Here is a 25,772-nt window from a genome sequence, read left to right as displayed (position 1 = left end):
TCAATCTCGACCTCCATCGCTTTTATCGCCGGGAAGTTCTACCATCATTCGATTTATAGCGTTTACAAAAGCCCTGGCGCTGGCCTCTATCACGTCTATGCTCAAGCCATGGCCAAGGAACACCTTCCCGTTTTTACTGATTTTCACAGTTACTTCGCCTAAAGCGTCCTTGCCGCCTGTGACAGATTTCAAGAAATAATCCTCCAGCTCTACTTCCTGACCCACAGCCTTTTCTATAGCCTTAAACACCGCATCCACCGGTCCATCACCGCATTCCGCTGCCTGAACAACTTCATTTTCTCGCTTTATACCTACCGTCGCCGTAGGCGTTATATTAGAGCCTGAAGATATCTGCACAAACTCCAGCTGATAGATTTCCGGCACACTTATAGATTTATTTTCAACAATAGCTTCGATATCCTGATCCAGCACGGTTTTTTTCTTGTCCGCCAGGTCTTTAAAGCGCTCAAAAGCCTTATTTATAGCCTCCGGATCTAAATTGTAACCCAGCTCCTTCAGCCTGGCCTCAAAGGCATGTCTTCCCGAGTGCTTGCCCAGCACGATACTGCTATGGCTTAAACCTATAGACTCAGGCGTCATTATCTCATAGGTGCTCCTCTCGCTCAAGACCCCATGCTGGTGTATTCCAGCCTCATGGGCAAAGGCGTTGGCACCTACAATGGCTTTATTGGGCTGAACGCTTATACCTGTCAAAGTACTTACAAGCCTGCTGGTCCTGTATATCTGCTGTGTATTGATGTTTACATTTCTTTTGTAATAATCCTTCCTCGTATTTAACGCCATCACCACTTCTTCCAGCGCGGCATTGCCAGCTCTTTCTCCAAGCCCGTTTATGGTAACCTCTATCTGCCTTACCCCATTTAACGCTGCAGTAAGAGAATTGGCTACAGCAAGACCCAGGTCATTGTGGCAATGGACGCTTATGGCGACTTTATCGATATTTTTCACATGGGTTTTCAGATAATCAATCAGCTGAGCAAATTCACCGGGGGTCGTATATCCCACTGTATCCGGTATATTTATGGTAGTAGCACCTGCATCAATGACGCTTTCATAAACTTTCGCCAGATAATCCCAATCACTTCTGGTGGCATCCTCCGCAGAGAACTGCACATCCTGGAGCTTTGATTTGGCATAGGCCACCATTTCTACAGCCTTATTCAGCGCTTCTTCCCTGCTCATCTTCAGCTTGTATTTAAGGTGAATATCTGATGTAGCGATAAACACATGTATTCTTGGGCGTTCAGCGCCTTTGAGCGCTTCATATGCTCTATCGATGTCAGCCCTGGATGCCCGGGCCAGAGCTGATACTCCAACGCCCTTTACCTCATTCGCGATTAATTTCACAGCTTCAAAATCTCCATTGGACGCAATAGGAAATCCTGCTTCTATGATGTCAACATTTAAGTTTTTTAACTGTTTGGCAATCTCCAGTTTCTCTTTGGCATTCAAATTTACGCCAGGTGTTTGCTCTCCATCTCTCAGCGTAGTATCGTATATGATTACATCGCTGACCCCCATTAAAATCCCCCCATATCAATCTTTTTTCAGCCAGGACATCATGCTCCTCAATTCACTACCTACTTTTTCAATAAGCTGATTTCTTTCCTTTTCTCTCATAGCATTGAATACAGGTCTGCCAACCCTGTTCTCTAAAAGCCACTTTTTAGCGAATTCGCCATTCTGGATCTCTTTTAGCACCTGCTTCATCTCTTTTCTGGTCTCTTCAGTAATTATTCTCTTACCTGTCATATAGTCGCCGAACTCCGCCGTATCGCTTATAGAATACCTCATCTTGCTAAATCCGCCTTCATAGATAAGGTCCACTATGAGTTTCATCTCATGCAAACACTCAAAATAGGCAATCTCCGGCTGATAGCCTGCCTCAACCAGGGTTTCGAAGCCCGCCTTTATAAGCTCTGTCACGCCGCCGCACAAAACCGCCTGCTCGCCAAAGAGGTCTGTTTCTGTTTCCTCTTTAAACGTGGTCTCGATGACCCCTGCCCTGGTTCCGCCAATACCTTTAGCGTAAGCCAGTGCATAATCCTTCGCTTTGCCCGAAAAGTCCTGGTACACAGCGATGAGATCAGGAACTCCCATACCTTCTTCATAAACCCTTCTCACAAGGTGTCCAGGCCCCTTCGGTGCTATCATTATGACGTCTACATATTCGGGAGGAACTATCTGATGGAAGTGAATATTAAAACCGTGGGCAAAAGCCAGTATATCCCCTTCCTTTAAATTGGCTTCAATGCTATCTTTGTACATCTGAGCCTGTTTTTCGTCAGGTATCAATATCATTATGAGATCAGCAGCTTTAGCCGCATCTGCCGTCTCCATAACCGTAAGCCCATCCTTTTCGGCTTTTTCCCATGATTTGCTACCCTTATATAAGCCTACGACCACATCCAGACCGCTGTCCTTCAAATTTAAAGCATGGGCTCTTCCCTGGCTGCCATAGCCTATAACCGCTATCTTCTTGCCTTTTAATAAATCCAAATTGGCATCCGCATCATAGTACATTCTTGTCATCGTTAATCTCCTCCTCATAATCTTTTAAGATTTTATCTCCTCGTTCCAGTGAAACAAGACCCGTTCTCACAATTTCCAGCACTTCAAATTGTCTCAAAAGTTCTTCAAGAGCACTTATTTTCTCCAGATCCCCTGTGGCTTCTATTACCATAGAATTTCTAGATACATCTATGACCCTGGCTCTAAAAATTTCGATGATATGCATGATATCGTCTCTGTTTGATGAATTAAAAGCTACTTTAAATAAGACCAGCTCTCTACCCACATAATCTGTTTTGCATAAGTCCTGTACCTTTATGACATCCACCAGTTTATATAGCTGCAAAGATATTTGATTGACCACATAGTCGTCACCATCCACAACGATGGTTATCCTGGATATGTCAGAATCTTCCGTAGTCCCTACTGCGAGGCTTTCGATATTAAAGCCTCTCCTGCTGAAAAGACCGGCCACCCTTGATAAAACACCAGGATGGTTATTTACGAGAACAGCTAAAACATGCTTTATAAGATCACCCCCTTGTGTATTAAAAAACCCCCGTCCCCTATACAGTCGTATAGGGGCGAGGGTTAAGCTCGCGGTACCACCCTAATCCACCCATGCCTCACGACATGGGCCTCATCAGGTTTTAAAACCTTACCTTTTAACGCAGGCGCACGGCATGACCTACTACCACTTCAGCCATGCAGCTCCAGAGTGAGTTAGATATACACCGCAACACCGGTTTCCACCAACCCCGGCTCTCTATAGTTTTTAAGTGTATATCCGTCTCCTTCATAGCTTTTATGTATTGATATGCGTTGAGGTGTTTAATGATTACTAGTTATTCTAACAGCAATGGAGCGAAATGTCAACTGAATTTTTTTGAAATTTTCACATATGTTATCGATTTCTTCTCTACTTTTTTTGTAAAAAGCTCATCTGCCTCTGTTCATGGCCACAGCTATACTGGCGTAATCACCCAGCTGCTCTCCCAGCATCGCTGGTACCACCTTGCACACACTAGCAGAGCGCTGCAAAGCCTCTTTTTTGATAACTTCCTCCACAATGTCTTTGAAAAACTTAATACTTCTGGCATATATGCTGCCTATGATAATCACTTCAGGATTCAATATATCAATAAGGATAGATATCCCCAGACCTAAAAAGTTGGCAGATATGCGCAGAATCTCTATGGCTACCTCATCACCTTTGTCCGCCGCCTCCCCTACAATCTTAGCCGTTAGCTCTTCAGGCTCTAACCCCCTGGCAAATTCCACTTCCATCCCCATCTGCCTTCTCTTCAAAACCTCTGCCGCAGCGATCTGGGCGATACCACCTCCGCTGCAAAATCCCTCGAAAGATCCTTCTTTTCCATAGCCCACAGGTCCGAAAGGTGCCAACCTTATATGGCCCACCTCCCCTGCCATATCGTTGGTACCGGAATAAAGCCGCCCGTCCAGTATCAGCCCCGCACCCATGCCTGTGCCGAAGGTGAGAAATATGACATTCTTATATCCTCGACCTGCACCATACATCCATTCAGCCAGGGCACAGGCGTTGGCATCGTTCTGGAGATATGCCGGCCTGGAATAGCGCTCCTGGATTATCTCCGTTATATGCACATTATCCCATCCCGGCAGATTGGGCGGCGACATGACAATGCCCCTTTTGGAATCCAGTGGACCACCGCAGCTTATACCAAAAGCCTCGACATCCTGGCTCTTGATACCGTACTTGCCCATAAGTTCATCCGCCATCAAAAACATCTTATCAATCATCTGCTCAGGGCCTTTATGGGCTTCTGAAGGCATTTTTAATTTGTCTAAAATCTTACCCTTACCATCTGCAATACACACGGCCAATTTTGTGCCACCTATGTCAATACCTATGTAATACCTGTCCGCCATTATTATCAGTCCTTTCTGATAATTAACTAACCGTTTTCCAATCTCCATTATACCATAATTTGTTTATTGGAAATTTCTCAATACTGAAGAAGGATATTAACATCTCTTGTCGAATATATTATTTATTATTAGCATCATTTGCTGTAGATGCACATTATATCTTAAAAAAAGGATGTGATAATTTTCTGTAGCTTCTGGTAGGACGGTAGGTTCTCATAAAAAAATTTTAGGATGGGAGGACGGTAGGTAAAAAATGAAATATGTATTTATTGCTGCATACTTTCTCATTATGCTGGTTATAGGGTTAATCAGCATGAGGAAGATCTCTTCTGTGAATGACTTTTTCCTGGGCGGACGTAAGATAGGACCATGGATGTCCGCTTTCGCTTACGGCACGACCTATTTCTCTGCAGTTATTTTCATAGGCTACGCGGGTAGAATAGGCTGGGGATTTGGTTTATCTGCTATATGGATAGGCATAGGAAATGCGTTGCTGGGGAGCCTTGCCGCATGGCTTGTCCTGGCCAAAAAAACCCGTGAAGTAACCCACAGATTAAACATATCTACAATGCCCGAGTTTTTTGAAAAGAGATATGGCAGCAAAACCTTAAAGATTCTCTCTGCGCTGATAATATTTATATTCCTTGTGCCATATTCTGCATCGGTCTATCAGGGCTTAACATACCTTTTTGAGGCAGTATTTCATGTCCCGTTCACATACGGCATACTGGCAATGGCATTGTTGACGGCTGTATACCTGACGCTTGGCGGATATGTGGCCACCGCCACTAACGATTTTGTCCAGGGCATTATAATGCTTATGGGCACCATAGTCATGGTCGCATTTGTATTGCTTAACCCCCATGTAGGCGGCCTGTCCTCAGGCCTTGAGAAATTGGCTCATATAGATAGCAGACTTGTAGCACCTGTTGGACCAGGAGGTTTTTCTGCCCTTATGTCATTAGTAATACTCACCAGTATAGGCAGCTGGGGACTACCTCAGATGATACACAAATTCTATACCATAAAAGACGATGAAGCTGTCAAACGGGCTACCATCATATCAACAGCATTTGCATTAATCGTAGCAGGAGGCGCCTATTTTATCGGAGCGTTTGGCAGACTGTTCCTCAATAATCAGATACCAATAAACGCTGCTACAGGCAAACCCGATATGGATATGATCATGCCTATTGTAGCCATGAAAGCTTTTCCCGACTGGCTCTTAGGATTATTGGCCATATTAATCCTGTCAGCATCTATGTCGACTCTAGCATCATTGGTCCTGGTATCCAGTTCTGCCATCTCTATGGACCTGCTGCGAGAAATCAAACCTGGCATAAAAAATAGCACAGAAACCCTGATAATGAGGTTATTGTGCCTTATCTTTATCATCGCATCAGTTGTCATAGCCACAAATCGACAAACGGTAATACTATCACTGATGTCATTTTCTTGGGGTACCGTGTCGGGATCATTCCTGGCTCCATACTTTTACGGCCTGTACTGGAAACGCACCACCAGATCCGGTGCTTTTGCAGGATTTATATCTGGCTTTGCCACATCAGTAATACTGGCATTGGTATTTAAATTCAATGCCGGAATGGCACCGCAGCTGGGCGCTATATCCATGGCCGTATCCATGATTGCCGTACCTACAGTCAGCCTTTTGACGCAGGATGTGCCCGACGCCCATAAATCCTTCGTCAAAGGCGTGGCAGAAGAATTGTAAGAATAAATGAAAACCTGTGTGGGGAGGCTTTCCTCCCCCAAGGAATAGCCCCAATCAGGTTATTATGTCGTCTCCCTTTCTATCAGGGTTATCGGTAAAATATTTTCTGTCGCTACTTTTTTCCCGTCTACCTGATCTAAAATTAATTCAATAGCCTTTTTTGCTATTTCCTTAATAGGCTGTCTTATGGTGGTCAGTGGAGGAACTATAAGAGCTGCAAGTTCTATGTCGTCATAGCCTACAACCTTTAGTTCTTCTGGAATTTTTTTATTTAAAATCCTCGCCACATTAATTATAGCTGCCGCAATCATGTCGCTGCTAGCAAATATCCCATCAATATCCGGATGTGCTTCCAATAGCTCTGTCCCTAATCTTATATATTCATCGATTTCAAATTTATTTAGCTTAGTTTCAACTACAAAATGCTCAACATTTTCTTTTGTCACCACATCTTTGAAAGCCTTATAGCGATTATTTGCTGGAGTATTCAATATTAACGGTCCACTTATGTGTGCAACCTTCTTGCAGCCTTTTTTCAGTAAAAGCTCAGTAGCCAAAACACCTCCATGATAGTTATCTGATGAAATATACGGTATATCGTCAGAAAGGTGTCTGTCTATGGCAACTATCGGTAAATTAATATTTGCGTATTGTTCCACATCAAGGGTATGGCTTCCCATGATTATACCATCTACCTGGTGCCTTTTTAACATGTCTATATATTCCTTCTCTTTTACACTGTCCTGTCCCGAATTGCATAGTAATATCTTATAACCGGCTTCATGAGCGTAATATTCTATATAATAAGTGAGCTGGCCAAAAAATGGGTGAGATACACTTGGTATCAATACCCCTATTAAATTTGATTTTCTCCTATATAATGACCTGGCCAGCTCATTGGGTTGATAGTTCAACTCCTCCATAGCTTTATAAACCTTTTTCCTCGTAGCCTCACTTATATAGCCCCTATTGTTTAAAACCCTTGACACTGTTGTAACAGTAACACCGGCCTTTTTCGCTACATCCTTAATAGTCGCTATTTAAAGCACCTCCCCTCTCATATTCTTTGGTTTTCTCACATCATCACGGTTTTTATTGTACAAATACTGTAACCATTCAAAAAAGCTGACCTGGCATTTCTTGCCGCTTAGATATGCAAAAATAAGTACATATATTTATTATAATTCAACATAAGGCATTTATCTATATCAGGATTTATAAAAAGACGTTATATCATACATCAGTGTTTTACCATTTTAGCATCTGGGCTACACTCTCCGGGGCAACAGCATTTACGAATACACCTGTAGCCAGTTCAAAACCTGCCTGATAAGACATTCTGGGAGTCACATGAATATGCCACTTATAATATTCTGTCGCCTTTTCATCAACAGCATGAGTATGAAAAAACATATTGAAAGGGAATTCACCCAATACTGCATACATCCTTTGAAAAAGCTTCTTAAGCAAAGCTGCTAGCTCTTCTATTTTCTTTGAACCCATTTCCTCAAATTTACCATTGTCTTTATTTATTATTTCAATTTCGTTATTGTACATGGAGGCATATGGAGCAATGATCATAAAATTGGTACTTTCATGTATAAATCTCTCATTTTTTTCTCGTTCATAGCTCATTATCATATCATGAAGGGAATGACCTTTTTCCCTATAGTATTTTTTAGCATTATCCATTTCCCTTGATATATCTGGCGGCACGATAGGCATTGTTAATATCTGGCTATGAGGATGTTCTAAAGAAGCTCCTGCATTTTTTAAGTAATTTTTATATATACTTATATACTTTACCTTCTCGCTCTTCTTTAACGCATGATACCTCTCCACGAGCATTTGAAGATAATCATTAAATTCCTGAAGGCTCATATTGAAGAAACTTCCATCGTGCCTCATGGTTTCAATAATCACTTCGTGAAAGCCATAACCAGAACTGCAGCGGTAAAAATCAGATTTATCCATTATAGATTCATCTGGAGAAAGTATTGGAAATTTATTAGGAACCACCCTAACCTTCCATTCACCATCTCTTTCAATTCTTCCTACCTCCGTTGGAGTGATATGCTCATTACCAATACAAAAGGGACATTTCTCGCTATGACTTGAAATGCTATTTTCTTTGCTATTCATGTCTTTTAAATCTAAAGGTCTTTTCTCTCTTTCTTTGGCTATAATTACCATTTTATCTGTAAAGGGGTCTTGTCGTATCTCTGGCATATATCTATCACCTGCCAAAATAATTTTTTCTCAGCCAACTTATAGAATTATCCTCTAAATCATTGTTTTTAAACCAATAGGGCACTTCCACGTTTGAACTAAAATCATTTTTATCCATGTTAACTATCGCATCTAAATACCCATTAGCAGTAGCATCCCATGTATATTTGCTTGCCACTCTATGCATACCCTGCTTTTTATAATATTCATAATTATCAAAGGCCTCAACCAGTCCTCTTGCTATATCCTTTAAATCAAACACATCTATAAGCACACCATATCTCTTTCCGTTTTCGTAGAGTACATCACTGGGCCCGCCATATTTCGTGACCACCGCCGGAAGTCCACAGCTCATAGCCTCTATAGGCGCCAATCCAAAGGGTTCATATACCGCTGTTAAGCAGAATACGGATCTTCTTCTTGCCAATTCTCTATAACAAGCAGCAAGTTGATCTTGGCCATTTATACTGAACATTGATACCTTGCCCATCAAGTCATTTTCTCTTATGATAGCCATTATCTCATCCAATATCTTTTTTTCCTCTTCTGTTGCTTTTGAATAATCCGCAAAAGCATTTTCTATACCTCTCAAAGTAATTACTAAATTGGCCCTTCCCTGTAGTTCTTTGCTTTCAGCATATGCCTTTACCAATGCCACATGATTTTTCTTAGGATCTAATCTGCTGGATACTACTATTGCAGGAAGCCCTCTTCTGCCTTCATCTAAATCCCGCTCAAACATAGCCTTTACATAGTTTCTCACACGGTCTTCTTCAGGATTTTCTCCGCAAGCACTAAAGATCTTTGTATTGACCCCTGGTGGAACTACTCTGAACTTTTCCGGGTTGTTCACATCTCCCGCTCCTTTATACAATGGATGAACATACTGTTCATCCATTTCCTGGCTTGTAGACACATATATTATCGAAGAATTTAACATAGCAGTTCTCTCTGCTAATATCCTTTTAGAAAACCTATATTTATTTTCCATTTCATCAAAATTTACCGGGGTTACCTTCAACTTATCCATTTTCTGGGCACCTAAAGAATGAGCTGTAAAAGAGAAAGGTATTCCTGTTTTTTCTTTAAATAATGCTCCGGCAATTCCTCCATCGCCATAATGGGTTGTTACAAAATCAGGCATGCTCCCTTCATTTCTGTAATACAGCAATATATTGTCTACCCATTCATTAAGATACTGCCATAGCTGTTCCTTCGGCAAAAAACTTGCAGGACCGCAGGGTATCCGTATTATGTTTATATTTTCTATTCCATCGTAATGGTCTAAGGTTTCTTTAAATTCAGGCCAATCGGGATCGTCAATTTTTCTCGTTATTATATCTACCCTGTGTCCCTGCTTTGCTATAGCAATAGCAACCTCCTTAACATAAACCAGCTGCCCCCCAAAATCCGGATGTTCAGTCCAGTGAGAATCTTTCCTGTCAAAGTTCCCCTGTGGATTAAAAAACGCTATATGCATAATCTGCCTCCTATATACCAAACAGGATTTTTATCTCTTCTAAATTTGGCAATTCGACAACGGCTCCTGTGTATCTCAATTTATAAGCACTTACCGCAAAGCCCAGCTTAAGGGACTTTTCCAGCGTATAGCCTTTTATCAGGCCACTGTAAAAACCGGACCAGAAAGCATCACCTGCCCCTGTGGTATCAACTACCTCAGTGGCCAGCGTATTGAATTTCTTTGTTTCCCTGCCATTGGATACTATAGCTCCATTTTTGCCCAGCGTCATTATTACTAACTTAGCTCCCAGACCTAAAAACTTGTTAAGCTGGTTCTCCGGAGTATCCTCGCCAAATATCCTCCTGGCATCATCCTCTGATGGCTTCACTATGTCAACCTTGCCTATAATGGATTTTATATAGCTTAATCCATCATGGCCCTTTTCCCAGATCATCGGATGATAGTTTGGGTCATAGCATAACAATACCTTATTCCTTCTAGCTTCTTCTATTATCGCTTCTATAGTATCCCTTGCTGGTTTTCTTGAAATAGGCCAGCTTGAGAAGTGCACTATTTTAGAGTTTTGTACCGCTTGCTCAAGCTGCTTCGAATACACTATGTTATAATCCGCTGCCCTATAAAAAATAGGCGTAGGACTGCTTTTACTCTTGGTGACCAATACCATGCTCGTAGAACAGTCAACTCTATTTATATAGCTGGTATCAATTCCACATTGCTCCAGGCGTTTTATTAAGAAGTCACCCAATCCATCTTTCCCCACTGCTGAAGCAATTATTGACTTTATCCCTAACCTCCTGGCATTCATAGCGATATTTGCCGGAGAACCGCCAAAAAATTTATTGTATGTGTCACATTCAAAATCTTCACTATAATCAGCTGAAATCATATCTACCAACATTTCACCTACGGTTAAAAGGTCATTTTCTTTCTCATCAAATTTTATACTGTCATTAAAATCTAACATAACATCCTCCAAATTGCTCCTTTATTTTAGTATTTATAACTCAAAAAGATACATCAATCTGTTAATATACCTACGGCAATACGGCGATATCCCATTTGTCTAAACGAGTAATGCTACACTCTCCTTTAGAAAACACTGATATGTTCAGTGATTCTTTGCCGGGATATATTCTTCCGGTCATCGTTTTTTCCCCATCATTTATAAATACCTCGACGGAGCATCTGTCGACAAATATTCTGAGCTTTAGCTTATTATTTTTTAATGCTATATTTGTTTTTCTTTCTCCTTTTGGCCCTATCCCGGATTTGTCGCGGTTAAATATAAACAGGCTTTCATCTCTGCTGTAGCATAAAATTGTCTCTTCCTCTTTTCCTTTTCTTACCTTGACGCCAAATTCCCTTGCTTCACCAGCATCAAACTCTATTTCAAGCTCATAGCATTCGCTGATGGTATCTAAGTACTTTTCTCCATTTATTTTAATGTTTCTCAAATGGTAATGATTTTTTCTATAGTTCTTTATTTCTTCAATGGGCTTAAAGTACAATCTATCTCCAACCCTTACGATCTCCCTTGGCAGCGTCATAGCTCCTGCCCAATTGTGGCCTCTTTCTTGTGTCGGCATAGGCATCTCCCACATATCCATCCATGCCACTATAAGCCTTCTTCCAAGTTTATCAAGGGTAGTTTGCGGCGCATAAAAATCAAAACCATAATCCACAGCATGACAATCGCCAAGCTGAAATACACCTTTTTCTATGTCCAGGTCTCCAATAAAATAGATGACTGAATTGGGATTATTAAAGTCATTTCCTCTAGCCTTCATGTGTTGAGCCGATACAATGAGTACGCCTTTCCCATCCAGTTCAAACAAATCCGGGCACTCCCAATTATACCCCATGGTTTCATCGCCTTTAGCTAAAATATTTACAAATTCCCACTGCTTTAGATCCAACGACCTGTACAATAACACCTGGCCATTGCCCATTCCGTCATTTGATCCCAGCACCACATAGTAATATTGGCCTTTTTTGAATACCTTTGGATCCCTGAAATCTCTTTTACTGGCTCTCTCTGGTATCTGTTCCTGTCCTATTACAGGATTTTTATCATACTTTTTAAAATGCACTCCATCCTCTGAATAGGCAAGGTTCTGCACCTGCTTATACTCTCCTCCATCAGCACCTGTGTGTATATTGCCGGTATACACAAGATATAGCTTATCATCCTTCTCAATGGCGCTGCCTGAAAAGCAACCATCTTTATCGTATTCTTCGTCCGGCGCCAAAGCTAATGGCGCATAGTGCCATTTGATCAGATCCTCGCTGATGGCATGTCCCCAATGCATGGGACCCCAAACCGCATCAAAGGGATAATGCTGATAAAATAAGTGATACTTACCTTTGTACTGAATAAATCCATTGGGATCATTGATCCATCCATATTCACCCATAAGATGATATTCTAATCTATACTGCTTATTTAATCTTTCCTTATTAGCCTTTATATACTTTTCGGCTTCATCCAATTTATTCATATAATCTCATCTCCAATGCTTTATTTTATTGAACCCTGTAAAACGCCTTTTATAATATGTTTCTGCATTATTATATATACAATTATAACCGGAATTATCGCCAGCACAAGCCCTGCCGTAGCAAGCCCGTACTCAATTGTATAGGTCCCATAGAAATAAAAAACGGATAACGGTAAAGTTCTCTGTTCTGGTACCATCAACACCAGGGATGGCAGCAGGAAGTCATTCCATATCCATAAAATATCCAGTATTGCTATTGTCATTGTCACTGGCTTTAAAAGAGGAAATACGATTTTAAAATAGGTTTGCAATTGATTGCATCCATCTATTATAGCTGCTTCTTCCAGCTCTAAAGGTATACTCTTAATAAATCCATGATACATAAATACCGCTAAAGACGCACCAAAGCCTACATACATATATATTAGCGCCCATTTACTGTTCAGCATGCCTATAGAACCATATATTTTAACAAGTGGTATCATTATACCCTGAAAAGGTATGATCATAGATGCTACCATAAGGAAGAACATAAATTGATTGAACTTCCACTTTTTCCTTGCAAATATATAAGCGGTCATTGATGATAAAATTGTAATAAGAAGGACACTAAAAACCGTAATAATTAAAGAATTTATAAAGCCGTGTATATAATTCATTTTACTAAAGGCCTCTGTATAATTGCTGAAGTTAAGCTTACTGGCCAATGCCAATGGGTTGGTAAGTATTTCCTTTCTATCTTTAAAGGAATTAATTAAAACTATGAAAAAAGGAAATACATACAATACCAGTAAGACGCCTAAAAACACGAATTTTATTATATTAACTATAAAATTGCTTCTTTTCATCAAGCCTCTACCTCCATCTTCTTGCTAAAGTACACCTGGGCCAGAGTGACAATTGCCACCATTAAAAATAAGAAGAAGGCCTCTGCCTGACCAACACCATATTGCTGACTTAAGAATGCAGTGTTATATACATACATTGATATCAATTCAGTGCTCTTAAAAGGTCCCCCATTTGTCAAGGACAGGTTGATATCGTAAACCATAAAACCTCTCTGTAAGGATAAGAATACGCAAACGGTAAACGATGGAATCATCAGTGGGAGCACTATGTGTCTCAATCTATGGTAAGCATTAGCGCCATCTATGCTTGCTGCTTCTAGCAAGTCCTTTGGAATATTCATAAAACCCGCTATATATATTATCATCATATACCCGGAATACTGCCAGACCGTTACAATCACCAATGTCCAAAAGGCCTTATTCGGATCTGACAGCCATGAAGAGGAAAATATCGGTATATTAAATTTTTTGCCTAAATACACCAAAATGTTTGAAAATATAAACTGCCATATGAACCCTAATAATATTCCTCCAATCAGGTTAGGAGTAAAAAACCCCGCTCTGAAAAAGTTCTGGCCTCTGATACCGCTTGTCAATATATACGCTAAAAAGAACGCTATGACGTTAATAAGTATCACAGTAAAAAATACATATTTTATCGTCAATAAAAATGAGGTCCAAAACACCTTATCCTTAAACACTTGCAGGTAATTTGAAAATCCTACATAAGAATGCGAGCCAGATATCCCATTCCAATCAGTAAAGGTCAAATATATACCAAACAGGAAGGGAAATATTATCACGGTAAAAAATGCAACAGTTGTTGGCCCAGCAAATATCAAATAAGTTTTAAATTTATCTAAAAAACTCTTCTCTTGATTCATTGTAACACCCTTTCTTAAAATTCTCATTTACATTGAATAACGGATAGGCACATATGGCTATCCGTTATTCAATATTCTGACCGTCCTATTTTACATTTTTCCAGTAATCGGTTATTTCGCCTATCAGGCCCTTGCGATCTATTTTGCCGGCCAAATATTTCTGCATAGAAGCACCCAGCTTTGACCAATGATCTGAAGGCAATATAGTATTAAATTCCAATTTTAGTGTATTACCTTCCTCCATATACTGTTTTATAGATTTGGCCAAGGGATCCTGTGGCTCTAATGTAATATTTTTAAAAGCAGGTATAACATTGGCTTTGTTCACAAGAGCATCCTGGCCTGCCTGGCTGTAAACTAACCAATTCAAGAATTTCTTAGCGGCATCCTGTTGAGCGGCATTGTTCTGTGTCTTATCTATTCCTATAAACTTCGATGGACCTACAGCTATCTGTGAATTACCATAGTCGCCAGGATTATTGCTTATGGGCACAGGTATAAATCCATATTGACCATTAGTATCAAAAGTCTTTATTTGAGGCCATGCCCAGTTTCCCATAAACCAGAAGCCGACTTCCCCTTTTCCTATAAGTTCAGGGCCTCTGTCATAGGTTGGAGATAGAGGATCATTTTTGTCTATGTTGTATTTTTTCATCATATCGAAAGTATCCATTAAACCGTTAAATACTTTATTGTTTGCTAAATCAACTTTTCCTGCTTTCATATCTGCCAAGAATTTATCTACTTGAGCAGGATCTTTCGACTGGTCGGCATACGCTATTGTCAAAAAGTGTGCGCCTAAAGACCAGTCCATCGGAGATATCTCAAGGGCTTTCACGCCCGATGCTTCTACCTTTTTAAAAGCATTCTCCAAATCATTTCTGGTTCTTATTGACTTTGGATCAAAGTTCCCACCGAAAGCCTTATCCAATACAGCCTTATTGTAAATAAAGCCATATCCCTCTACTGCTAATGGAAATGCAATAACCTTCCCATCTACTCTGGCTACACTTAAAGTCCAATCGATCGCATCCGCAACCCATTTCTCACCGCTTAGATCTAAAAATTTATCTTTGAATTTAGCTATATCACCCGGATCCAGCATCGCCAATGTGGGGGCATTGCCTGCAGAATACATCGCCATAACCTTTTCAAAAGGCGACTGACCGGCTGGTGCAGGAAGTACCTCAACTGTTATGTTGGGATTCTCTTTGGTAAAAGCTTTAGCTGCATCTTCTAACTGGGTTTGAATTTCTCCCTTGGAGTTTAGAAAAGTAATTTTAACGGTTTCTGAACCTTTGGCGGATGTTGTTGTATTGCTGTTCCCTGTGTTGCTACTTTTTGTACTGCAACCCGCCAGAAGTGAAACTAATAAAGCGGCTGACAATACGATTGATAAAATTTTTGACTTTTTCATAATACTCTCCTTTCACTTATTGGTACCAGATTGACGTCCACCTTTTTGTAAAAACCTTTTCGCCACTTCCTAATTATATTACACCATTTACTATATGTCAACCGTTTAATATATAGTTTTCAAATATAAAAAATGGTATATCAACCGTTTTATATATTATAAGTCAACCGTTTTATATAAATCTTTTCTTAATATTTAATATGTATTTATACTCTAATCATTTCGACAATGGCCTGGTATCTTTCGGCCTCCATTGACCACGACATAAAATACGCCTGAATTCCCATCTTGATTTTCAATGAGAACTCAGGCGTAAAAAAATCAACTTGTTTCTCCTATATCATCTATACTGGAAAAACTCCAATACCTCGCCATCAGGCCCTTTGCAGAAACCAACTCTTATGGGTAATGTCTCTGACCCCTTTATCTCCACATCTGTCGGTTCCATAGTTATCTCAGCACCGGCTTTTCTGGCCTGTTCTATGGCTTTATCGCAATTGTCTGTTCTAAACGCTATATGCAAAATCACACCTTCAGGCTTTGGCCCATCAGTCCCGCCTGCAAAAAGTTCAATGAAGTTGCCATCACCGGTATCCAGCATAGCCGCGCGGTTGTCACCCTCGCCCCACGTAATAGCCGGCTTAAATCCCAAGCCATCCACATAAAACTTCAAGCTTTCATCAAAATTTTTGACCCGTAGCGCCACGTGGTGGAAACCACCGCCACCGATTTTTTCATTATTGCCCACATTAAAACCTCCTTATATTTTAATATAACATATCTATTCTCCCAAATTCTCTATAAGTTTTTTTAATTTCTGATCAAATGTACAAACCTCATATTTCTTAAGTTTTTTATACGAGTATAATAACGTATCAACAAAATCAAGCGTTCGCACTTTATATAATTTAAGAGCTTCCAGCAATAAATTTATATCTGTAACATTTATATTGTCAATTTGTATAAAATCCCCTAATATCGAAGCGATTTCTTCTCTTTCTATTTTATATATCTTCTCCAACACATATATAATTTCAGCAAAAACTTCATTGGGTATATAAATCTCATTGTTTTCCAATACCTCTGCAGCTTTATTAGCTAATTCTGGAACATCGTCAAGCAAATACCTTAACGCTATATTAGCATCAATTATTACCATATTTTTCCTCCACTGCTTTTTGCCAAGCTTCATGTTCCATATTAATTAATTTTGTATTTTTATATTTTCGAAAAATACCTCTAAAGTTTTTTATATCATTATTGCTTTCTGCCGTTTCTAATGGAAGTATAAGAATTTCTACTTTTTTATGCTTTAAATTATCTGGAAGTCTAATTATATTTGATAAATCATCACTGTTAACTATAGCTCGTAAAAAATCCATATCATCATCTCCCTTGTCCTATCCTCCATTTTAGCATACATTTTATAAAATATAAAATAAAATAAATTTTATATTTTAATAATATCTATTTTTTAAGTAATAATCGTGTATCAGGAGATAACTTTCCAGGGGCATACCCTTAAATGCCACATTGGACGTGGAGAAAATATATCCTCCACCAGGCTTACCGTTTTCCATAGCATACCTGGCACTTTCTAAAATTTGCTCTTTTGTCCCTGTCTGCATGAGGGCACAGTTTACATTTCCTATCAAGCAAACCTTATCGCCATATTTTTTCTTTATCTCGGCTATATCTATGCCTCCTTGAGGATCCAGCGAATGCAGCGCATGGGGTTTGCAATCTATAATCTGGTCGATGATAGGCATGATATCTCCGTCGGTGTGCTTTATGACATAAGCACCCATCTGCCTCTGTCCTTCGATGAGTTTCGCCAGATATGGCGTTACAAACTCACTAAACATCGCCGGAGAGAGAAATGAACCACGATTAAAGGCATAATCAGAACAAAGGGCAAAACCATCAAATCCTCCGTCAATAAGGCGCTTATCTCTCTCTAGTTCCCTTTCTACCATCCTTCTGGCATTTTCTTTCATCTCATCAGGGCGATCCACCAGGCTGTAAACAAAGTCCAGCATGGTATTGCCATCGGGAATGGCATAGGTAGCATCACCATGGCATACAAAAAGTCTATCCTCGCTCAAATATTCCCTGGTTTTCTTTTGCATCTTTATAAGGGTATCCGTATAGTCTTCATCAGGGAAATGAGGTACGCCATAACATACCATGACTATTGCGTAATCAAAATACTCCACCACTTTAGCCAAAAGCCTGGCATTGTGGTCTATGATTTCCTCTTTAGATATCCCCCTGTTCAGGTCCTTTTCACTCATGTAGCTTTCCCCAAACATCTCCTCGGTAAGCTGAAACTCCAGCTCCATGGTCGGCACATAGTCGGGCTGCTGCAGTGTCAGAGCTTTTATTGCCCTTTCCCTGGGCGTCATTTTAGCCATACTATAATCCCCCTTAATTATCTACTACTTTATACTTCAGCTGCAAAAATGCAGCTGTAGCAGATATCAAACTTATAGTAAATATCGTCATAAAACCAAAGGCGTCTATCAGTTTACCGCTTATCATAAACATAAGGGTAGAAAAGAACATCGTTATGGTATTGTTTATAGCCACATATGTAGATATCTTGCTTTGCTCAGCGTACTTTGATATCAGTATACCGCTGGAGAGCATATATCCACTGTTGACCACCGTACTTAAAGAGAATGCCACAAATACGCCCAGCATATTCTTGACAAGCAGGACGCTTAAACCAGCAAATATGCCCAAAATTGTGGATATCATCAAAACTGTCCTTTGTCCAAATTTTGAAGAAATCTGGCCCAATATCACATTGCTCACCACATTAGTTGCTAATGAAATAGCAGTAAACGCAGCTATGTCTGAAGGCCTTGCGTGAAAAACCCTGGTGGCATACACGGCATAATACGAAAGCGATACATTTGCTATTACTATGAACACATAACTTATAACCGCATTTCTAAAGTTTTTATTGGTTTTAAATATCAAAGGTATCTCCTTAAAAAACTCTATTATACCATTATCATCTTCTATTGCTTCATCAGGTGGCTCCTTAATGATTGCAAACAACAATGCGTCAACAATAAGTATAAATATACCCACAAAAAATATCACGGTATAATTAAGCGGGAATTTAATATTATTTAAAAACAAATTTAATAAATATGACGATATAAGTCCTGTGATGCTTCCAAAAGCATATGAATTACCCAATAGACTACCTCTTTTATCGTAAGGGATAACCTTTGTCATTATGCTAAAATAAAAAGGCGAATATGTACCTACAAAAAAGCTAAATATACCCCAAAAAATTAAAAACATGATAACCGCTGCACGAGGATTGCTGACGGCAAAAAAAGGAATGGTAAAGACATACGCTGCAAATATAAGCCTCTGTACCAGCAGCACTTTGGTAAAATTTACGCCCTTATATCTCATACCCTGTACTACTCTGGCAATAAACAGCTGCGGTATGAGAGTCCCCAGGCTTACCAGCACATTGGCAAGGCTTATCTGCGTATTCGTTGCCCCCAGCTTTATCAAAAAATAAGGTATGACCGCTGTTATAGATAGAAACGTCATTCCGTTCATGAACAGTGCTGGATCGATAAATATCAAGAAAGCATTGCGCTTATAATACTTCTTTGCTATATCCATTATATCCCCCTTATCCCGCAAAAATTCACACTTTTCTCGCACCTTGGTTATAACATTTTTGTGCACAAGAATATTATAAAGGAGGCAAAGAAAAATTGCAATGAAAATAATTTAATTGCACGCAGGGTAGAGACTCTTATCCCAATCATGATCCTTAGACATCTCAGTATCGCTTAGATTAAAGTATTTATGACTTAGTAATTCACTACCTCCGATAACAACAGGATCATCCCATGTGGCGTCAACGTGATAATATTTTCCTCCAATCTTTACGATATTCCAGGCATGGCCTCCTGAAAAAGAATCATTTTTAGCTGTACCTGTGACAATCACATTGTCAATACCCGCCAGCATAAGAAGCATATGCATAGCGCTGGCATACCCCTGACATACACCCACACCGTTTATTAAAACACCGTACGCTGTATAGGATTCTTCTGGAATGGTATCTTTCAAGAAATTATCATAATCATACTTGGTATGTGTCACTATATAATCGTGTATAGCCAATTCTTTTTCATAATCTGTCATACCAGGTTTTATTATCTGGCTTATTATTTCTTTGGCCTTGCTGATGGTTTTTTTTACCTGTTCTTCTCCAATGCCATAATTAAATTTTATATAATACACCCTATCCACAGGGCCGTACTCAATACTCGAAGCATACATATCATGCTGAAGGAACAGATTTAGTACATCCTCATCTTTTATCACATATCCACCTTCGCTTTTTAAATAAATTCTTTCATCGCCATTCATAAGAGCTGATACTATTGCTTTTTTAACGTCATCATATGATTTAACAGTATATAGATTTTTTGAATTATACAGGTTTGATTGGATATTTGATATAATAGAATCGTTGGTCAGCAGCCTATATACTATAACCATTGCCTGTTCTCTTGTCACATAGCCTTTAGGGTCAATTCTATCGCCAGAAACCCCTTTAATTATTCCCAAATGATATAAATACAGCATAGAATCTCTGGCCCAAGGGGATATTTTCTGGCTGTCGCTAAACCCATCGCCATAGAATAAATACCCACTGTAATCAATTCCACCAAGTATAACCATGTTTAAAAACCTGACGAGCATCACCGACATCTGTTCTCTTGTAACATTGTCCAAAGCGCCGAATGTATTATTGCCATAACCACTTACTATCCCCAGCTGATATGCTTTTTGTATATATTCTTTATACATCGGCGTATATTTGTCTACAAACGGATAATCACTGTCAACAACTTCGTCTGAAGGCTCAAGGAAATCATACGCCTTTACAAAAAGCATGGCTATTTCTTCTCTTGTTATATACTTTTGATAATCGCTGTAAAAAATGCCTTCAGCGAGATTGTTAAGCTTACACCATTCAACAGCAGGTGCTGCCCAAGAGCTGGGCTCAGAAGCAGCTGCATATATTGGCAATGGAAGCAGTGTGGCAATCAAAAGCAATATGCAAAAAATGATAATTAATACCCTGGATGTTTTCACGCCTTACTTTCTCCTCTCCCATTACTTTTTACGCAAAGTTAAGGTAAAAAATCTGTTCTGAAAGTGAGAGTTTTTTAATATCCCAGTTCCTCTTATAAAGGCTTATCACCTCAAAAGGCAGATGGAGCTCCTTTATAAACTCATCAAACTTACAGTCAAGCCACGGCGGTGTCCATGCTCCGGATCTGCAGATGTGTATAACCGCCGTATATATGCCTTTAGGCAGGCAGTCTATATCTCTATAGTATAGGATTTCAAATGCCCTATTAAAATGACTGAAATCCTCTGGCTTTTCAAGGGTATAGGGACTGTATATTATGTGAGCCCTTTTTATCTTACCTTCACTTAGCAGCTTTCCCAGCCAGTTGGCGCAGTTTGGCTCAAACCCCGCCGAATCTATTCCTGTATAGCCCAGATCTGAATGTGCATCAAAAGAGTAGACCTCCTGGCACTCATTGTTTTTGGCGATGTAATAGGACAATCTGTGAGACTCGGATACAAACACCTTGATACGCTTCGCAAAATTGAAGTGTTTTTTTATTTTGGACCAAAAGTCTTTTAATATAAGCCCTGTGTCTACCGACTTTTCCAGATCTTCCCCCTTTAAAGCACTCTCTATATACCTCTTATACCACATCGATACTATGTTCTTCTCATTTTCTATATAAGAGGCCAACCACTCTCTCTTTACAGGGATGAAATAGTCCCAATCTATGCTCAAAAGACTGCGGACCATATTCACCACCTATAAATCTATTCTACAAAATGTCTTATTTTCCTTCTGCAATTATGGATAATGAAATGGTCCCATCCACAAACAAAGTAAAGAAACATCTTCTATTCATTGCGTTAATAAATACAAAATGACCCTCCACATGGAGGGTCATTTTGCGCTATATCAGTTTTAATTAAGGAATTACAATTATAGCAACTTTTCCGACACTGTTGAAGTACAGATCAATTGATGAACTACTATCTATATTGCCCAACGCACTTACTGCAGTATCTGACTTATCTACAACAAATACACTTGGATCAAGCAACGCAGACTTCGGCGTATTATTCTCCGTATACTTAATTCCATTATTAGTATAATCAACTGTTACATTGGTTACTCCTGTTTTTACAGTATAGCCAGAAGCAGAAGCCGCTGGTGTGGCATTTGTTACATTGCCTTTTACATCCAATGTTAAGACGTAAACATTGCCTGCTGATACGTTGATACTAGTATTACCTACAGCAGTATTGTATGTCTTAGATACGCCATTCTTATCAAATACACTTATTGATTTATACTGACCTGCCGATGTATAAACTGTATTGACACCTGTTACATATACAAGAGGTTGATTGCTTGTAGTAATCTGAGAACTATTAAGTATCAAGTAAGACAATATATTGTAATTTGGCGCATCCATTGCATAAACTGTAGCTCCGCTTAAATTAGCTAAGTCTGTAAATTTAACAGGTGTTATTGTCTTATTAACACTATCATAAGTAAATATCTGCGTGCTGCTATTTACATAATAAGGTGTATTATTTATAGTTACCACATTATTCGATGTATCCACTGAATTTACTGTATAGTTTTGTACAACATTTACCATATTCATTGAATCAATCTTGCCAGTTGAATCAAGTGTATAATATACTACGCTGGGCACAGTAACGGGCTTTACAACCGCGCCTGACGTAATATCGTCATATACAGCATCATATACAGCAGTCGTTCCATCCGGTTTATTTAATTGTACTTTTGTATTCCATTGATCGCTGAAACTCTGAACTGCTGTAACAATACCATAATTTGTCGTTGTTGTTGACGAAGTACCACTCCAAGAAATTATCTCACCATTTTTGTTAAGTGTTGCAGTACCTTGTGCTCCCACAGAAGAAGTTGTTATTTCAGACGTCTTCACTGTATAAGAAGTACCATTAATAGTTGCAGTTAACGTGCTCCCATCAAACGAAACCTGCGATATAGTACCTGACACTTTATTTCTCACGACATAATATACATATGTTGACGGTGAAGCAGATGGTCCTACAGGTACCTTATATACAACATCTCCCGCTTTTATGTCGTAAGCAGATGTCACAGCACCCTGTACTTTATATGCATTCCCATTAGAGTCGTTTATAGAATAAATGTTATCTATATAACTTGCTCCAGAAGGCACATTATTTTGTACAACAATTGGAGTTACGCCTGCTGTTGCATCTTTTACTATTGCATATTCATATGTGCCATCATTGTTATAATCTATTAATGTGACATTTGAATTCTTGTCAATATTATTATATACCTTGCTTAATGTCGTCTTTACGCCATCAAATACGGTAGGTATATCCGAAACGGTTATACCAGGATCCTCAAACTTGTAGCTGTAAACATTACCATTTACAGACTGTGTAACTTTTCCATTATCAGATGTTGTAAATGTCTTAACGCTGGTATCATAGGTATCAATACTCTTTAAAGCAATTATTTTGCTCGGAGTTCCTGTGGTATAAACCTCTATTGTCTTACCCAAGTACGCATCTAAATTAATATCTGTCAGAATGCTTCCCTTATCTGTTACTACATACCCAGCTGAAACTGATGAATCAACGCTTGGAGTTGACAAAACTGTATACGTAGCAACTGATGCTAACTTAGTAAGTAATGTCTTGGTTTCACTTACGATCGGAGAACCATCGGTGTTTCGACCTGTTACTATGTTAGCGCTCAGAGCATTGTAGAACAACTTAGCTGTATCACCACGTGTAGCAACTCCTGTATTAACTGTTACACCATCAGTGATCCCCAATTGTCCAGCTTTTACTATATAGTCCAGTATATAATTGTCTGGCGATGTGATCACATCACTGTCCTTATACCCAAGAGCTCTGATGAGCATGATCAGAACCTGTGGATAAGTAACATTGTCGTTGGGTCCAAACTTACCATTGCCATAACCCTTGACAATACCCAATGATGCAGCCACATTCACATAGCCAGCAAACCAGTCACCTGGTTTAACATCGCTGAACTTGCTGATTGATTTAGCATTGTCAGCTGCATTCCCCAGGCCTAAAGTCAAAACGATCATCTTGGCAACCTGTGCTCTATTTAAATTGTCATTTACACCAAAGGTGCCATCAGGATAACCGCTGACCACGCCCAGAGATGTCAATGCGTTGACTGCTGTGGCATAATCTGTGCCATTTACGTCCGGATATGTTGACGTATTGGTGTCAGCAAAGGCAAATACCATCATTGAGCTTAACACCAAGGCTACAGTCAACACGAAAGCCAAAGCTTTCTTAAAACTCCTCATGCCAAAATTCCTCCTTTTTATATAGTTTTATTATTTTATGTACCGAAGAGGGAATAATCCCTCATACGCTTATGATTATATCACCCACTTTTTCCATAGTCAATAATTGTTACATATCTGTAATATTATTGTAAACTCTGTTACCTATTTAGCGCTGCAGCTATAAATTCCCTGAACAGGGGATGAGGCCTGTTGGGCCGCGACTTAAATTCCGGATGGAATTGAACCGCTACAAACCACGGATGGTTTTCCAGCTCTATCATCTCCACCAGCCTTTCGTCAGGTGAAAGGCCTGATATAACCAATCCTGCCCTTGCCAGCTTCTCTCTGAACTGGTTATTGAATTCATACCTGTGCCTGTGTCTCTCGTATATGATCTCATCCTGATAAGCCTGGTAGGCTTTTGTGCCTTCTTTTACTTTGCACGGATACAGACCCAATCTCATAGTGCCTCCCAGCTCATCTATATCCTTTTGTTCAGGCATGATATCTATGACAGGATAGGGCGTATGTGGATCAAACTCGGTGCTGTTAGCACCTTTTAGCCCTGCCACATTTCTGGCGATTTCTATGACAGCGCACTGCATACCCAGGCAGAGGCCCAAATAAGGTATATTATTCTCGCGGGCATATCTTATGGCCGCGATCTTGCCTTCAACGCCCCTATCTCCAAAACCACCTGGCACAAGTATGCCTGATACATCACTTAAAAGCTGCGATGCATTCTGGTCGTTTACTTCTTCTGAATTGATCCACTTGATATCTACATAAGTGTCGTTGGCATAGCCGCCGTGATTTAAGGCTTCTACCACTGATATATAGGCATCGTGAAGGCCTACGTATTTACCTACCAGGGCGATCTTCACCCTTTTTTTAAGGTTTTTTATTTTTTCCACCATCTGTCGCCATTCGGTCATATCAGCCTCTCCGCACTGCAGGTTAAGCTTACTGCAGACAATGTCATCGAGGCCTTCTTTCTCCAGCATAAGCGGTATCTCGTAGAGGTTATCGGCATCCAGGTTTTGAATGACAGCCTTTGGTGATACGTTGCAGAACAATGCTATCTTGCGCTTTATGTCTTCAGAAAGCGGATATTCGGTCCTGCACACGATTATATCGGGTTGTATGCCTATCCCCCTTAATTCCTTTACGCTGTGCTGCGTGGGCTTTGTCTTGAGTTCTCCCACCTTGCCCAGATTAGGCACCAGGGTGACGTGGATATAGAGCACATTCCCTTCGCCCTCTTCAAGCCCCACCTGCCTTATGGCTTCAAGAAATGGTTGGCTTTCTATATCTCCCACTGTACCTCCTATTTCAGTAATCACCACATCCACCTGGCGTTCTTTAGCCACCCTGTGAACCCTCTCTATAATCTCATTGGTTATATGAGGTATCACCTGAACAGTAGCGCCCAGATATTCTCCCTTTCGCTCCTTTGTGATTACAGACCAGTAAACCTTACCTGTGGTCACATTGCTGTTTTTGGTGAGGTTGACATCTATAAACCTCTCGTAATGGCCAAGATCCAGGTCGGTCTCAGCACCGTCATCGGTCACAAAAACCTCGCCGTGCTGGTATGGACTCATAGTACCGGGATCTATGTTTATGTATGGGTCAAATTTCTGTATAGCTACACTTAGTCCCCTGTTCTTTAAAAGCCTTCCCAGCGATGCCGCCGTTATTCCTTTACCTAATGATGAAACGACGCCTCCAGTTACAAATATATATTTTGTACGATTCATTTGATTCCTCCCTGCCCCAGTATAATTTTCT

At 39.8% G+C, this 25,772-nt stretch carries 22 protein-coding genes and 1 other annotated feature; of the genes, 1 reads left to right on the top strand and 21 read right to left on the bottom strand.

Annotated elements, in window-relative coordinates:
- The 4 genes from BUB87_RS08115 to BUB87_RS08100 all read right to left on the bottom strand — a co-directional run bounded on the left by BUB87_RS08115 (nt 1) and on the right by BUB87_RS08100 (nt 4,443).
- Entirely contained in the window at nt 1-1,542 is a 1,542-nt protein-coding gene (locus BUB87_RS08115; protein ID WP_073343861.1) for a 2-isopropylmalate synthase, read from the bottom strand.
- Nucleotides 1,543-1,557: 15 nt separating this feature from the next.
- A complete protein-coding gene (gene ilvC, locus BUB87_RS08110; RefSeq protein ID WP_073343859.1) occupies nt 1,558-2,553 on the bottom strand; it encodes a ketol-acid reductoisomerase in 996 nt (331 codons plus the stop codon).
- Nucleotides 2,534-3,106, bottom strand: a complete 573-nt coding sequence (ilvN, locus tag BUB87_RS08105) for an acetolactate synthase small subunit (RefSeq protein WP_407641832.1) — start codon at nt 3,104-3,106, stop codon at nt 2,534-2,536. The genes ilvC and ilvN overlap by 20 nt, the downstream gene beginning before the upstream one ends.
- Nucleotides 3,107-3,109: 3 nt before the next feature.
- Nucleotides 3,110-3,341: a binding site (T-box leader), on the bottom strand.
- A gap of 130 nt (nt 3,342-3,471) precedes the next feature.
- Nucleotides 3,472-4,443, bottom strand: a complete 972-nt coding sequence (locus BUB87_RS08100) for an ROK family protein (protein ID WP_073343854.1) — start codon at nt 4,441-4,443, stop codon at nt 3,472-3,474.
- Nucleotides 4,444-4,696: 253 nt separating this feature from the next.
- Here BUB87_RS08100 and BUB87_RS08095 point away from each other — a divergent pair, with 253 nt between their 5' ends.
- Nucleotides 4,697-6,175 (top strand): sodium/proline symporter, encoded by a 1,479-nt coding sequence (locus BUB87_RS08095; protein WP_073343851.1) that lies wholly within the window; start codon nt 4,697-4,699, stop codon nt 6,173-6,175.
- 62 nt (nt 6,176-6,237) lie between these two features.
- On the opposite strand, the gene BUB87_RS08090 is transcribed toward BUB87_RS08095, so the two are convergent.
- From BUB87_RS08090 to BUB87_RS08010, 17 genes are all read right to left on the bottom strand, one after another.
- Complete coding sequence (locus tag BUB87_RS08090; protein WP_073343848.1) at nt 6,238-7,215, bottom strand: LacI family DNA-binding transcriptional regulator; 978 nt, start codon at nt 7,213-7,215, stop codon at nt 6,238-6,240.
- Nucleotides 7,216-7,423: 208 nt separating this feature from the next.
- On the bottom strand, nt 7,424-8,404 hold the full coding sequence (gene galT, locus BUB87_RS08085; RefSeq protein WP_084111051.1) for a galactose-1-phosphate uridylyltransferase: 981 nt from the start codon (nt 8,402-8,404) through the stop codon (nt 7,424-7,426).
- Between the two features lie 7 nt (nt 8,405-8,411).
- The gene (locus BUB87_RS08080) at nt 8,412-9,884 is read right to left on the bottom strand and encodes a glycosyltransferase (protein ID WP_073343842.1); all 1,473 of its coding nucleotides are present in this window, start codon (nt 9,882-9,884) and stop codon (nt 8,412-8,414) included.
- Nucleotides 9,885-9,894: 10 nt separating this feature from the next.
- Nucleotides 9,895-10,851, bottom strand: a complete 957-nt coding sequence (locus BUB87_RS08075) for a carbohydrate kinase family protein (protein WP_073343839.1) — start codon at nt 10,849-10,851, stop codon at nt 9,895-9,897.
- Nucleotides 10,852-10,921: 70 nt separating this feature from the next.
- Nucleotides 10,922-12,385 carry a glycoside hydrolase family 32 protein gene (locus BUB87_RS08070; protein WP_073343836.1) on the bottom strand — a complete coding sequence of 488 codons (1,464 nt, stop codon included), beginning with the start codon at nt 12,383-12,385 and terminating at the stop codon, nt 10,922-10,924.
- A gap of 20 nt (nt 12,386-12,405) precedes the next feature.
- The gene (locus tag BUB87_RS08065) at nt 12,406-13,233 is read right to left on the bottom strand and encodes a carbohydrate ABC transporter permease (RefSeq protein ID WP_073343834.1); all 828 of its coding nucleotides are present in this window, start codon (nt 13,231-13,233) and stop codon (nt 12,406-12,408) included.
- Complete coding sequence (locus BUB87_RS08060; RefSeq protein WP_073343831.1) at nt 13,233-14,117, bottom strand: carbohydrate ABC transporter permease; 885 nt, start codon at nt 14,115-14,117, stop codon at nt 13,233-13,235. The genes BUB87_RS08065 and BUB87_RS08060 overlap by 1 nt, the downstream gene beginning before the upstream one ends.
- 85 nt (nt 14,118-14,202) lie before the next feature.
- On the bottom strand, nt 14,203-15,534 hold the full coding sequence (locus BUB87_RS08055; RefSeq protein ID WP_073343829.1) for an ABC transporter substrate-binding protein: 1,332 nt from the start codon (nt 15,532-15,534) through the stop codon (nt 14,203-14,205).
- Between the two features lie 340 nt (nt 15,535-15,874).
- The gene (locus tag BUB87_RS08050) at nt 15,875-16,282 is read right to left on the bottom strand and encodes a VOC family protein (protein ID WP_084111048.1); all 408 of its coding nucleotides are present in this window, start codon (nt 16,280-16,282) and stop codon (nt 15,875-15,877) included.
- 33 nt (nt 16,283-16,315) lie between these two features.
- Nucleotides 16,316-16,693 (bottom strand): PIN domain-containing protein, encoded by a 378-nt coding sequence (locus tag BUB87_RS08045; RefSeq protein ID WP_073343825.1) that lies wholly within the window; start codon nt 16,691-16,693, stop codon nt 16,316-16,318.
- Nucleotides 16,680-16,916, bottom strand: a complete 237-nt coding sequence (locus BUB87_RS08040) for a hypothetical protein (RefSeq protein ID WP_073343822.1) — start codon at nt 16,914-16,916, stop codon at nt 16,680-16,682. The genes BUB87_RS08045 and BUB87_RS08040 overlap by 14 nt, the downstream gene beginning before the upstream one ends.
- Before the next feature lie 75 nt (nt 16,917-16,991).
- The gene (locus BUB87_RS08035) at nt 16,992-17,948 is read right to left on the bottom strand and encodes a uroporphyrinogen decarboxylase family protein (protein WP_073343819.1); all 957 of its coding nucleotides are present in this window, start codon (nt 17,946-17,948) and stop codon (nt 16,992-16,994) included.
- Nucleotides 17,949-17,961: 13 nt separating this feature from the next.
- Nucleotides 17,962-19,188 (bottom strand): MFS transporter, encoded by a 1,227-nt coding sequence (locus tag BUB87_RS08030; RefSeq protein ID WP_073343816.1) that lies wholly within the window; start codon nt 19,186-19,188, stop codon nt 17,962-17,964.
- A gap of 111 nt (nt 19,189-19,299) precedes the next feature.
- Complete coding sequence (locus BUB87_RS08025; RefSeq protein ID WP_073343813.1) at nt 19,300-20,679, bottom strand: S-layer homology domain-containing protein; 1,380 nt, start codon at nt 20,677-20,679, stop codon at nt 19,300-19,302.
- Nucleotides 20,680-20,707: 28 nt separating this feature from the next.
- Nucleotides 20,708-21,415, bottom strand: coding sequence for an arginase (locus BUB87_RS08020; protein ID WP_073343810.1), 708 nt, complete (start codon nt 21,413-21,415; stop codon nt 20,708-20,710).
- 172 nt (nt 21,416-21,587) lie between these two features.
- Complete coding sequence (locus tag BUB87_RS08015; RefSeq protein ID WP_073343806.1) at nt 21,588-23,999, bottom strand: S-layer homology domain-containing protein; 2,412 nt, start codon at nt 23,997-23,999, stop codon at nt 21,588-21,590.
- 140 nt (nt 24,000-24,139) lie between these two features.
- Complete coding sequence (locus BUB87_RS08010; RefSeq protein ID WP_073343909.1) at nt 24,140-25,741, bottom strand: CTP synthase; 1,602 nt, start codon at nt 25,739-25,741, stop codon at nt 24,140-24,142.
- Nucleotides 25,742-25,772 lie beyond the last annotated feature (31 nt).

Origin of the sequence: Caldanaerobius fijiensis DSM 17918, assembly GCF_900129075.1 — a bacterium.
In the GTDB taxonomy this organism is placed as follows: domain Bacteria; phylum Bacillota; class Thermoanaerobacteria; order Thermoanaerobacterales; family Caldanaerobiaceae; genus Caldanaerobius; species Caldanaerobius fijiensis.
This window is presented reverse-complemented; position numbering and strand designations above follow the sequence as displayed.

Coding starts and splice junctions, on each gene's coding strand:
- BUB87_RS08015 (WP_073343806.1), bottom strand. CDS start 23,999: ATGAGGAGTTTTAAGAAAGCTTTGGCTTTCGTGTTGACTGTAGCCTTG.
- BUB87_RS08045 (WP_073343825.1), bottom strand. CDS start 16,693: ATGGTAATAATTGATGCTAATATAGCGTTAAGGTATTTGCTTGACGAT.
- BUB87_RS08020 (WP_073343810.1), bottom strand. CDS start 21,415: ATGGTCCGCAGTCTTTTGAGCATAGATTGGGACTATTTCATCCCTGTA.
- BUB87_RS08060 (WP_073343831.1), bottom strand. CDS start 14,117: ATGAATCAAGAGAAGAGTTTTTTAGATAAATTTAAAACTTATTTGATA.
- BUB87_RS08115 (WP_073343861.1), bottom strand. CDS start 1,542: ATGGGGGTCAGCGATGTAATCATATACGATACTACGCTGAGAGATGGA.
- galT (WP_084111051.1), bottom strand. CDS start 8,404: ATGCCAGAGATACGACAAGACCCCTTTACAGATAAAATGGTAATTATA.
- BUB87_RS08065 (WP_073343834.1), bottom strand. CDS start 13,233: ATGAAAAGAAGCAATTTTATAGTTAATATAATAAAATTCGTGTTTTTA.
- BUB87_RS08035 (WP_073343819.1), bottom strand. CDS start 17,948: ATGGCTAAAATGACGCCCAGGGAAAGGGCAATAAAAGCTCTGACACTG.
- BUB87_RS08075 (WP_073343839.1), bottom strand. CDS start 10,851: ATGTTAGATTTTAATGACAGTATAAAATTTGATGAGAAAGAAAATGAC.
- ilvC (WP_073343859.1), bottom strand. CDS start 2,553: ATGACAAGAATGTACTATGATGCGGATGCCAATTTGGATTTATTAAAA.
- BUB87_RS08055 (WP_073343829.1), bottom strand. CDS start 15,534: ATGAAAAAGTCAAAAATTTTATCAATCGTATTGTCAGCCGCTTTATTA.
- BUB87_RS08040 (WP_073343822.1), bottom strand. CDS start 16,916: ATGGATTTTTTACGAGCTATAGTTAACAGTGATGATTTATCAAATATA.
- BUB87_RS08100 (WP_073343854.1), bottom strand. CDS start 4,443: ATGGCGGACAGGTATTACATAGGTATTGACATAGGTGGCACAAAATTG.
- BUB87_RS08010 (WP_073343909.1), bottom strand. CDS start 25,741: ATGAATCGTACAAAATATATATTTGTAACTGGAGGCGTCGTTTCATCA.
- BUB87_RS08095 (WP_073343851.1), top strand. CDS start 4,697: ATGAAATATGTATTTATTGCTGCATACTTTCTCATTATGCTGGTTATA.
- BUB87_RS08070 (WP_073343836.1), bottom strand. CDS start 12,385: ATGAATAAATTGGATGAAGCCGAAAAGTATATAAAGGCTAATAAGGAA.
- BUB87_RS08080 (WP_073343842.1), bottom strand. CDS start 9,884: ATGCATATAGCGTTTTTTAATCCACAGGGGAACTTTGACAGGAAAGAT.
- BUB87_RS08030 (WP_073343816.1), bottom strand. CDS start 19,188: ATGGATATAGCAAAGAAGTATTATAAGCGCAATGCTTTCTTGATATTT.